This window comes from Pseudomonas sp. V98_8 (assembly GCF_029967975.1).
GTDB lineage: Bacteria > Pseudomonadota > Gammaproteobacteria > Pseudomonadales > Pseudomonadaceae > Aquipseudomonas > Aquipseudomonas umsongensis.
The window spans coordinates 104985-116638 of the sequence record NZ_JASCAE010000007.1 but is presented as its reverse complement, the minus strand read 5'-3'; the positions used below and the strand labels follow the sequence as shown (position 1 = coordinate 116638).

Below are 11654 nucleotides of genomic sequence, written 5' to 3'. Positions count from 1 at the left end.
CGCTCCCACAGGGGATTGTGATGTTGAATGGATTTTTCACAGGCCTTCCACAAACACCTGACGAACCCGCACCTAGACTTCCCCTATAGGCCGTTAAACGGCCCCGGGAGTCCGAGATGTGGCGTTGCGCGGGTGTGTTGAGTTTGTTGATGTTGATCGCAGGTTGCCAGACAACCCATGAAGATTTGATCGCCAAGGGTTATCCACCCGCATTCGCCGACGGCTTCGATGATGGGTGCAGCAGTGGTCGACAGGCCGCCGGAGCCATTACCGGCGAGTTTCGCAAAAACGTCCCGCGCTACCTGAAGGACAAGAATTACGCCGAAGGCTGGAGCGATGGTTTCCGACAATGTCAGGCCATGCGCGAAAACGAGGATCGTGGCAACTATCGCAACAGTCACCTCAATGAACGGGACAAAGCCTGGGAACAACAGAAGGATCAGGATGCCGCCCGAGCCTATCGCTCGCCATAAGTCGCTTTCAGACATCCCGTGCAACCAAATGCCTGCGAGCATGGCCCAAACCCTATAACGGGAGAAAACCATGAGCCGGGCATTCGTCAATGAAGATAACGCCGCTGCGCAAGCGGATCAGCCAGTCGAACGGCAAGTCAGCGCGCAGCCCAACTACGTCACACCACAGGGCCTGAAACTGCTGCAGGCCAAGGTTGGCGAACTGCAAGCCCTGCACGCCGCGCAGTCTGCGGAGGGCGATCAGGCCGACAAGCAGCGCCTGGCCGACCTGGAGCGCGACCTGCGTTATTTCAAGCAACGCCTGGGTAGCGCCCAGGTCGTACCAGTCGCCACGTCCACCGAAAAAGTGCAGATCGGCAGCCGGGTAACCTACGCCGATGAACATGACGCCGAACACCGGGTGCAACTGGTGGGCGAAGATCAGGCCGATGCAGCTCATGGCCTGATCAATTGGGGATCACCGCTGGGTCGGGCGCTGCTCGGGGCGCAACTCGGTGACGAGGTGCTGTGGCAACGCCCGGCCGGCGATCAAACGATCGAGATCATTCGTATCGAACCGGGTTAAACCACACCTTGGGCCAGCATCGCGTCGGCGACTTTGACGAAACCGGCGATGTTCGCACCCTTGACGTAGTTGACCTGGCCATTCTCCTCACCGTAATGCACGCAAGCGTGATGGATCGACTGCATGATGGCGTGCAGCTTGCTGTCCACCTCACCACCGGTCCATAGCAGACGCATGGCGTTCTGCGACATCTCCAGACCGCTGACAGCAACACCACCGGCATTGGACGCCTTGCCCGGCGCGAACAGGATGCCTGCTTCGATAAACAGGTCCACGGCTTCGAGGGTGGTCGGCATGTTCGCCCCCTCCGCTACACAGAAGCAGCCATTGCGCAGCAACGCCTGTGCCGCATCGGCATCCAGTTCGTTTTGCGTGGCGCATGGCAACGCGATCTCGCAAGCTAGCCCCCACGGATGCTGGCCAGCCAGGAACTCCAGGCCAAAACGACCCGCCAGCTCGCTGATGCGTCCGCGCTGCACGTTTTTCAGTTCAAGCACTGCCTGCCACTGCTCTTCGGTCAGCCCGCTTTCGCAATACAGCGTGCCTTCGGAGTCAGACAGCGAAACAACCTTGCCGCCCAGGTCCATGACCTTGCGCGCCGCGTACTGCGCAACGTTACCGGAACCCGAGATCGCCACACGTTTGCCTTCGACGGTTTCGCCGCGACGCTTGAGCATTTCCTCGGCGAAGTACACGCAACCGAATCCGGTGGCCTCAGGGCGAATCAGGCTGCCGCCATAGCTCGGTCCCTTGCCGGTCAACACGCTGGTGAACTGGTTGCTCAGGCGCTTGTACTGACCGAACAGGAAGCCGATCTCACGGGCACCGACGCCGATATCGCCGGCCGGCACGTCGACATCGGCGCCAATGTGGCGATACAGCTCACTCATGAAGGCCTGGCAGAAGCGCATGACTTCGGCGTCGCTTTTGCCTTTGGGGTCGAAATCGGAACCGCCTTTGCCGCCGCCCATGGGCAACGACGTCAATGAGTTCTTGAAGGTCTGCTCGAAGGCCAGGAACTTCAAGACGCCCAGGTTCACCGACGGATGGAAACGCAAGCCGCCTTTGTATGGGCCGATGGCGCTGTTCATCTGGATACGGAAACCGCGATTGACCTGCACCTTGCCGTGATCGTCGACCCAGGACACGCGGAACACGACAGCTCGCTCCGGCTCGCAGATGCGCTCCAGGATGCCCGAGGTCAGGTAATGCGGATTGGCTTCGAGAAATGGCCACAGGCTACGCAAGACTTCCTCGACGGCCTGGTGGAATTCAGGCTGGTCCGGGTCGCGCTTTTTCAGGCGGGCAAGGAAGGATTCGACGGATTCGATCATGGAAAAGTCTCGGCAAATTTATTGTCATTGGTAGAAATTGGGCCGGACTTTAACAAACGAAACGCGCACTAGGACAGAGCAGAATGTCGCATTTATGAAATTAAATGGTGCACTTGATATAAATTTTGTCCGATTATCGACCATTTCTGCACCTAAATAGGGAGAGCCTCCCTGAATACCGCACCATCAGTAACACCACCATCGCTGGCAAGCCAGCTCCCACAGTTTGGATGTTGTACACACTTTCCGGCCATTACCCATTCCCTGTGGCAGCTGGCTTGCCTGCGATGAATACACCGCGGTGCCACTGGAAAACGAATAAAAAAAAACGGAGCCCCGAAGGCTCCGTTTTTTCATGCAACCAACCCCAGATCAGGCCAGTTTCTTGTGTCGTACCCGGTGTGGCTGGGCAGCGGCTTCGCCAAGACGCTTTTTGCGATCGGCTTCGTACTCGGTGTAGTTACCTTCGAAGAACACAGCTTGCGAGTCATCTTCGTACGCCAGGATGTGCGTCGCGACGCGGTCAAGGAACCACCGATCGTGAGAGATCACAATGGCAGCGCCCGGGAAGTCGAGCAGGGCTTCTTCCAGGGAACGCAGGGTTTCGACGTCGAGGTCGTTGGACGGTTCGTCGAGCAACAGGACGTTGCCGCCCTCTTTCAGGGTCAGGGCCAGGTGCAAGCGACCACGCTCACCACCGGAGAGGTCCTTGACGAACTTCTGCTGGTCGCCGCCCTTGAAGTTGAAGCGGCCGACGTAAGTGCGCGACGGAATCTCGTAGTTACCAATGCGGATCTGGTCGGAACCGTCGGAGATTTGCTGGAACACGGTCTTGCTGCCGTCCAGGTCTTCGCGGCTCTGGTCCACGCAAGCCAACTGCACGGTTTCGCCGACTTCGATGCTGCCCGAATCCGGTGTTTCCTTGCCCATCAGCATGCGGAACAGGGTCGACTTACCGGCACCGTTACCGCCGATCACGCCGACGATGGCACCTTTAGGCATGGAGAACGACAGGTTGTCGATCAATACGCGATCGCCATAGCCCTTGGTGACGTTCTTGAATTCGATGACCTTGTCGCCCAGGCGTGGACCGGCCGGGATGTAGATCTCGTTGGTTTCGCTGCGCTTCTGGAATTCCTGCGATTGCATTTCCTCGAAGCGTTGCAGACGAGCCTTGGATTTCGACTGGCGGGCCTTGGCGCCTTTGCGCACCCACTCCAGTTCTTCCTTCATGGCTTTTTCGTGAGCCGACTGCTGCTTGGATTCCTGGGCCAGACGATCGGACTTGGCTTCCAGCCAACCCGAATAGTTGCCCTCGTACGGAATGCCCGCGCCGCGGTCGAGTTCCAGGATCCAGCCAGCGACGTTGTCCAGGAAGTAACGGTCGTGCGTGATCGCAACCACGGTGCCCGGGAAGTCGTGCAGGAAGTGCTCCAGCCAGGCAACGGAGTCGGCGTCCAGGTGGTTGGTCGGTTCGTCGAGCAGCAGCATGTCCGGCGCGGACAGCAGCAGGCGGCACAGGGCCACACGACGCTTTTCACCACCGGACAGGTGTTCTACTTTTGCGTCCCAGGCCGGCAGGCGCAGCGCGTCGGCGGCGACTTCCAGCTGGCGCTCCAGGTTATGGCCATCGCTGGCTTGCAGGATGGCTTCGAGCTTGGCCTGCTCGGCAGCCAGCTTGTCGAAGTCGGCATCCGGGTCGGCGTAGGCCGCGTAGACCTCGTCCAGGCGCGCCTGGGCGTCCTTGATCACGCTGACCGCTTCCTCGACCACTTCACGCACGGTCTTGGTCGGGTCCAGTTGTGGTTCTTGCGGCAGATAGCCGATGTTCAGGTCTGGCATCGGACGGGCTTCGCCGTCGAACTCGGTGTCGACGCCAGCCATGATTTTCAACAGGGTGGACTTACCCGAACCGTTGAGGCCGAGTACGCCGATCTTGGCGCCCGGGAAGAACGACAAGGAGATGTTTTTCAGGATTTCCCGCTTCGGCGGAACAACTTTGCCCAGCCGATGCATGGTGAATACGTATTGAGCCATGGAGAACCTAGGGTCAGTGACTGATGAATGAATAGAGCGCAGGCGATGCCCGGCCAGACCATGCGCGACGTACGCTTGACGAGGTCAATGCGCAGGCGCTGAAAAAAGTCTGATTCTAGGAGCTGGAACGCTCCCGCGTAACCGGCAAAGCTACCTTAATGACAGATGGCAGTCCAGCCGAGCGGGACTGGCACTTCGCCACAACTCAAGGCATGCTAGCCGCCCTTCGGGCGTCCGACTTATAGTGCACGTCACGCCAGTCCAGCCAAACCGCAGGATTACAGTTTGTCCAGTGTCCCTCCGTCCCTGATCCCCCGTGCACCGACTGTTGCACCCGGCTCGCCCATGCGCGGCACACTCAAGGGCGCTTTGGCGATGCTCGTGTTGCTGCTGCTCGCCTTGTTGTGCTGGCAACTGCTCGATCAGCTTCGGGAAACCCAGAAGATCCAACGCCAGGCGACCATCGACCACACCGCAGACCAGGCCGCACAAGTGAGCCTGAACATGGCGCTCAACGCCCAGATCGCCCTCAACCTGCTACCGATTGTCGAGCAGCCACAAAGTACTGACGAGCTGCAGGACCTGCTGCGCAAACTGCAAAAGTCCTTGCCCGAGCTTTCCAGCCTGGCACTGCTCAGCCCTTCGGGAAGAATCCTCAGTGACACGGCCGGCACCAGCGACGATGCCGACTACCTGGGAGAGCTGGTCCGACGCAGTCGCGCCCAACCCCACTACTACAGCAACGCCATCGACGGCTCGCGAGTGTATCTGCTGTTACATCAAGCCAGCGGCAGCAATCGCGGCTATTGGACCTTGCGCTTCAGGCCGACGTTTTTCACTTCACTGACCCATCTGAACGAAACGGGTACTGCCCCGCTGTGGCTGGTGGAAAATCGCTTCAATCACCAGATCCTCAGCCGCGACGAGGCATTGCCGCAGGTCAACCCAGGCACCTTGACCCAGGACGATGTGGCCAACAGCGTACTGACCGTCGCGCTGAGCAGCAGCGACTGGCAACTACGTGGACTGTTCGATCGCCAGCGAGTGCTCGAAGAACTGCTACCGGCTTTCATTGGCAAATGCCTGCTATGCCTGGCTTTTTCCATGCTGCCGTTCATCGTCCTGCTGAACATGCGCCGTCGGCAGCGCCAGCTGCACGAAGGTCGCCGACGCTACCAGGAAATTTTCGAAGGCTCGGGCGTGGCATTGTGCGTACTCGACATGTCTGGCCTGCGCAGCGTGTTTGACAAGGCCCAACTGCTGAGCGACGAGCAACTGCAAGCATGGCTGGCGGTTGCGCAACAGCGCCGGCAGCTGCTGCAGGAGCTGCGCATTACCGAAGTCAATCAGGTCGCCCTGCAACTGCTTAACGTCGATACCTGTGAACACGTCTGGAGACTGTTGATCGATGGCAATCCTGTAGAGGGCAGCGCCATCGGCAATCAGGTGCTCGAAGCGGTGCACAGGAAACAGCAACAGCTCGAATTGGAAATCAAACTCCAGGACGCCTCGGGTCGTGACCAGCATCTGTGGCTGGTGTTGCGCCTGCCGCAGAACCCTGACGACTTCAAGGCGGTGATCCTGAGCATCACCGATATCACCAGCCGCAAGCTCATCGAGCTGTCGCAGCAGGAGCGCGAACGTTTCTGGTCTGACGTCGTGCGGACCGTGCCCGATCACCTTTACGTGCAAGACGTGATCAGCCAGCGAATGATCTTCAGCAACCATCACCTGGGCCAAACGCTGGGCTACAACCGCACCGAACTGCAGCAGATGGGCGAGTACTTCTGGGAAATCCTCCTGCATCCTGACGATGCCGATTACTACCACCGGTCGCGCCAGACCCAGCGGCAAGGCGGCTACAGCCAATTGATGCAATGCCAGTTGCGCTTTCGCCACCGTGACGGGCAATGGCGGCGTTTCGACATTCGCGAGCAGGCACTGGCACGGGACAAGCACGACCAAGTCACCCGCATCATCGGCGTGGCCAAGGACGTTACCGAACAGATCGAGGCCAGCGAGTCGCTGCGCGACAGCGAGCAGCGCTACCGCATGCTCGCCGAAAGCATCAGCGACGTGATTTTTTCCACCGACAGCCGCATGGCGCTCAACTATGTAAGCCCTTCCGTGCAGGGGGTGCTGGGCTACGACGTAGAGTGGATTTTCCAGAACGGCTGGCAATCGACCATTGCCAATCCGCAACAGTTGAGTGGCATCTACAGCCTGATGGATCGTGTCAGCAAAGCACTGGATAAACCTGAACAGCTGGCCCTGCTGCGCAGCCAGGTACAAACCCAGCTATTTCTGTTCGACTGCCTGCGCGGCGATGGGCGCAAGATTCCTATCGAGCTGCGACTGGTCCTGGTCTGGGACGAACACGGTGCATTCGAAGGCGTGCTTGGCGTCGGTCGCGATATCAGCCAGCAACGCCGGGCCGAGAAAGACCTGCGAATGGCCGCAACGGTATTCGAACACTCGACCTCGGCGATCCTCATTACCGACCCGGCCGGCTATATCGTCCAGGCCAATGAAGCCTTCAGTCGTGTCAGCGGTTATGCCGTGGAACAGGTACTCGACCAGTTGCCGAACATGCTCACCGTCGATGAGCAGCAGGAAGCCCATTTGCGCTACGTGCTCAAGCAACTGAACCAGCACAGCACCTGGGAAGGCGAAGTGTGGCTGCGTCGGCGCAATGGCGAGCATTATCCGGCCTGGGTCGGCATTACCGCGGTTCTGGACGACGAAGGCGACCTGGCCAGCTACGTGTGTTTCTTCAGCGACATCAGCGAACGCAAAGCCAGTGAGCAACGGATTCACCGCCTGGCCTATTACGACGCCCTGACCCACCTGCCCAACCGCACGCTGTTCCAGGATCGCCTGCACACGGCGTTGCAGGCGGCTGAACGGCAGAAGTCCTGGGTGGTGTTGATGTTCCTTGACCTGGACCGCTTCAAGCCGATCAACGACTCCCTGGGCCATGCCGCCGGTGATCGCATGCTCAAGGAAATGGCCACGCGCCTGCTCGGTTGCGTCGACGACGACGACACGGTCGCGCGCATGGGCGGCGATGAGTTCACCTTGCTCCTGCAACCGCGGGCCAACCGGGAAATCGCCTTGACGCGGGCGATTCACGTGGCGGAGCAGATCCTCGCCAGCCTGGTCAAACCCTTCGTACTCGAAGGCCGTGAGTTCTTCGTCACGGCCAGTATCGGCATCGCCCTGAGCCCGCAGGACGGCAATGAACTCAGCCAGTTGATGAAGAACGCCGACACCGCGATGTACCACGCCAAGGAGCGTGGCAAGAACAACTTCCAGTTCTATCAGGCGGACATGAACGCCAGCGCCCTGGAGCGCCTGGAACTGGAAAGCGACTTGCGACATGCCCTGGAACAGAACGAATTCGTGCTGTACTACCAACCGCAGTTCAGCGGCGATGGCAAACGCCTGACCGGCACCGAAGCCTTGCTGCGCTGGCGTCATCCGCGCCGTGGCCTGGTACCGCCGGGAGATTTCATCCCGGTGCTTGAAGAACTCGGACTGGTAGTGGACGTCGGGGATTGGGTGATCAGCGAGGCTTGCCGCCAGCTCAAGACCTGGCATCAGGCCAAGGTGCGCGTGCCGAAGGTGTCGGTGAACATCTCGGCACGGCAGTTTTCCGATGGCCAGCTTGGCACGCGGATCGCCAACATCCTGAAGGAAACCGGCCTGCCTCCGGCGTGCCTGGAACTGGAACTGACCGAAAGTATCCTGATGCGCGAAGTCAGCGAAGCCATGCAAATTCTCGCCGGGTTGAAAAACCTTGGCCTGAGCATCGCGGTCGACGACTTCGGCACGGGCTACTCATCGCTCAACTACCTCAAGCAGTTCCCGATCGATGTACTGAAGATCGACCGCACCTTTGTCGATGGCCTGCCATCGGGTGAGCAGGATGCGCAGATCGCCCGGGCGATCATCGCCATGGCCCACAGCCTTAACCTGGCGGTGATCGCCGAGGGCGTGGAAACCCAGGAGCAACTGGATTTCCTGCGCGAACACGGTTGCGATGAGGTCCAGGGATACCTGTTCGGCCGGCCGATGCCGGCCCACACCTTTGAAGGGCAATTCAGCAATGATGCCCTCTTCATGTTCGACTGACATTGTGTGGTGACGCTCGCGAAGAGGCCGGCCCATTCACCGCTGATCCCGTCATGAAGCCCACTTGTCTGCGACATGATGTCGTTTCATATGCCTTCCAAAACCCATTGGGTTAGAATGCCCCCCTTTTCCGCCCCCGATCCTTGAGGACCGCCATGTTCAGCCGTGATTTGACTATTGCCAAGTACGACGCCGATCTCTTTGCCGCCATGGAGCAAGAAGCTCAGCGCCAGGAAGAGCACATTGAGCTGATCGCTTCGGAAAACTACACCAGCCCTGCGGTGATGGAAGCTCAAGGCTCGGTACTGACCAACAAGTATGCCGAAGGCTACCCGGGCAAGCGCTACTACGGTGGTTGCGAGTATGTTGACATCGTCGAGCAGCTTGCAATTGATCGAGCCAAAGAACTGTTCGGCGCCGATTACGCCAACGTTCAGCCGCACGCCGGTTCGCAAGCCAACAGCGCCGTTTACCTGGCCCTGCTGTCGGCTGGCGACACCATCCTGGGCATGAGCCTGGCCCACGGTGGTCACCTGACCCACGGTGCCAGCGTTTCGTCCTCCGGCAAGCTGTACAACGCCATCCAGTACGGCATCGACGCTAACGGCCTGATCGACTACGACGAAGTCGAGCGCCTGGCCGTTGAGCACAAGCCAAAAATGATCGTGGCCGGTTTCTCTGCCTACTCGCAGATCCTCGACTTCCCACGCTTCCGTGAAATCGCCGACAAGGTGGGTGCCTACCTGTTCGTCGACATGGCCCACGTGGCTGGCCTGGTCGCCGCTGGCGTCTACCCGAACCCGGTGCCATTCGCTGACGTGGTGACCACCACCACCCACAAGACCCTGCGCGGTCCACGTGGTGGCCTGATCCTGGCTCGCGCCAACGCCGACATCGAGAAGAAGCTGAACTCCGCGGTATTCCCGGGCGCCCAGGGTGGCCCACTGGAGCACGTAATCGCCGCTAAAGCGATCTGCTTCAAGGAAGCGCTGCAGCCTGAGTTCAAGGCTTACCAGCAACAAGTGGTGAAAAACGCCCAGGCCATGGCCAGCGTGTTCATCGAGCGCGGTTTCGACGTGGTTTCCGGCGGTACTGAAAACCACCTGTTCCTGCTGTCGCTGATCAAGCAGGAAATCTCCGGTAAAGATGCCGACGCCGCCCTGGGCAAAGCGTTCATCACCGTGAACAAGAACTCCGTGCCAAACGACCCTCGCTCCCCGTTCGTCACCTCCGGCCTGCGCTTCGGCACTCCAGCTGTGACCACTCGCGGCTTCAAGGAAGCAGAGTGCAAGGAACTGGCCGGCTGGATCTGCGACATCCTGGCAGACCTGAACAACGAAGCGGTGATCGATGCCGTTCGTGAGAAGGTCAAGGCTATCTGCAAGAAGCTGCCGGTATACGGCGCTTAATAAGCCCCCGCTAGACCGCAGCAATGAAAAAACCGGCCAGTGATGGCCGGTTTTTTTTGCCTGTCGTAAAGATCAAAAGATCGCAGCCTTGGGCAGCGCCTACGGGGAAACGCGAATTCCAATGTAGGAGCTGCCGAAGGCTGCGATCTTTTGATTTTCAATGAGCCAGCGCAACCGGTCAGACCGGTCATGCCAATTTTACGATTTCCCCTTGTAATCTTGAAAAAACCCAGCGTAGACTGCGCCTGCACTGGACATACCGGTAAGACCACAATAATTAAGTCCTGAATCTGATGCGCGACGCGCACGGCAGCCAGGACACCGACCAGGATTCCTCCCATGCTCAGATGGTGCTCGCGTTCAATCTTCCTCCAAGTGGTTCTCGGACTGGTGCTCGGCATCGTCTGCGGGCTGACCCTTCCCGAATATTCCGCTCAGCTCAAACCCCTTGGTGACGGTTTTATCAAGCTGATCAAAATGCTCATCGGCCTGATTGTGTTCTGCGTAGTGGTTAGCGGTATCAGCGGCGCCGGCGACCTTAAGAAGGTCGGCCGCATCGGCCTGAAATCAGTGATCTACTTTGAAATCCTCACCACCATTGCGTTGGTGATCGGCTTGGTATTCGCCTTCAGTACTGGAATCGGCAGCGGCGCGAACATTCATCTGGATCAGCTTTCTGCCGCGGACATGGGCGATATCGCCCAACGTGGCCAGCACATGCACACCACCACGCAGTTCCTGATGGACCTGATCCCGACTTCGGTGATAGGCGCCTTCGCAGACAACAATATCCTGCAAGTGCTGCTGTTTTCGGTGTTGTTTGGCAGTGCGTTGAATCTGGTGGGCGAAGCCGCTTCCGGTATCTCGCGACTGATCAATGAGCTCAGCCACGTGATCTTTCGCATCATGGGCATGATCGTGCGCCTGGCGCCGATCGGTGTGTTCGGCGCGATCGCCTTCACCACCAGCAAATATGGCCTGGATTCACTGCAGCACCTGGGTAGCCTGGTCGGTTTGTTCTACCTGACCTGCGTGGCTTTCGTCGCGTTGATTCTAGGCCTGGTGATGCGCCTGTCCGGCCTGCGGATGTGGCCGCTGCTCAAGTACCTGCGCGAAGAACTGTTGATCGTCATGGGGACCGCTTCGTCCGATGCCGTGTTACCACAAATCATGCGCAAGCTGGAGCATTTGGGCATCGGCAGCTCGACGGTCGGGCTGGTGATTCCAACCGGGTATTCATTCAACCTCGACGGTTTTTCGATCTACCTGACCCTGGCCATTGTGTTCATCGCCAACGCCACCGGCACGCCGCTGGCGATGACCGACCTGCTGACGATTCTGCTGGTGTCGCTGATCACCTCCAAGGGCGCCCACGGCATTCCCGGTTCGGCGCTGGTAATTTTGGCAGCCACCCTGACGGCGATTCCGGCGATTCCGGTGGTGGGCCTGGTATTGGTGCTGGCAGTGGACTGGTTCATGGGCATCGGACGGGCGCTGACCAACCTGATCGGCAATTGCGTGGCGACCGTGGCCATTGCCCGTTGGGAAAAGGACATCGATGTGCAGCGGGCGAACAAGGTGCTTTCCGGCCAGGTGGGTTATACCTTCCAGCCGAGAAAACCGGTGGCCCCGGCCCATCAGCAGGAATTTTGAACAAGCGCCGTGCCTGCTTTCGGGCAGGCACGGCCAACAACGCTATAGA

Annotated in this window: 7 protein-coding genes; 5 read left to right on the top strand and 2 right to left on the bottom strand. The window is 59.3% G+C overall.

Annotated features, from left to right (window positions below):
* Window positions 1-116: 116 nt before the first annotated feature.
* Entirely contained in the window at window positions 117-473 is a 357-nt protein-coding gene (locus tag QLG10_RS07145; RefSeq protein WP_110751030.1) for a hypothetical protein, read from the top strand.
* A gap of 70 nt (window positions 474-543) precedes the next feature.
* On the top strand, window positions 544-1038 hold the full coding sequence (locus QLG10_RS07140) for a GreA/GreB family elongation factor (protein WP_110751029.1): 495 nt from the start codon (window positions 544-546) through the stop codon (window positions 1036-1038).
* Here the strand turns inward: QLG10_RS07140 and gdhA are convergent.
* On the bottom strand, window positions 1035-2372 hold the full coding sequence (gene gdhA / locus QLG10_RS07135) for an NADP-specific glutamate dehydrogenase (RefSeq protein ID WP_110751027.1): 1338 nt from the start codon (window positions 2370-2372) through the stop codon (window positions 1035-1037). The genes QLG10_RS07140 and gdhA overlap by 4 nt on opposite strands.
* Before the next feature lie 372 nt (window positions 2373-2744).
* The gene (gene ettA, locus QLG10_RS07130; RefSeq protein WP_020798667.1) at window positions 2745-4409 is read right to left on the bottom strand and encodes an energy-dependent translational throttle protein EttA; all 1665 of its coding nucleotides are present in this window, start codon (window positions 4407-4409) and stop codon (window positions 2745-2747) included.
* A gap of 345 nt (window positions 4410-4754) precedes the next feature.
* Here ettA and QLG10_RS07125 point away from each other — a divergent pair, with 345 nt between their 5' ends.
* The 3 genes from QLG10_RS07125 (at window position 4755) to QLG10_RS07115 (ending at window position 11605) form a co-directional block, all read left to right on the top strand.
* Complete coding sequence (locus QLG10_RS07125) at window positions 4755-8543, top strand: bifunctional diguanylate cyclase/phosphodiesterase (protein WP_110751025.1); 3789 nt, start codon at window positions 4755-4757, stop codon at window positions 8541-8543.
* 155 nt (window positions 8544-8698) lie between these two features.
* Complete coding sequence (gene glyA, locus QLG10_RS07120; RefSeq protein ID WP_020798669.1) at window positions 8699-9952, top strand: serine hydroxymethyltransferase; 1254 nt, start codon at window positions 8699-8701, stop codon at window positions 9950-9952.
* Between the two features lie 339 nt (window positions 9953-10291).
* The gene (locus tag QLG10_RS07115; RefSeq protein WP_110751021.1) at window positions 10292-11605 is read left to right on the top strand and encodes a C4-dicarboxylate transporter DctA; all 1314 of its coding nucleotides are present in this window, start codon (window positions 10292-10294) and stop codon (window positions 11603-11605) included.
* Window positions 11606-11654 lie beyond the last annotated feature (49 nt).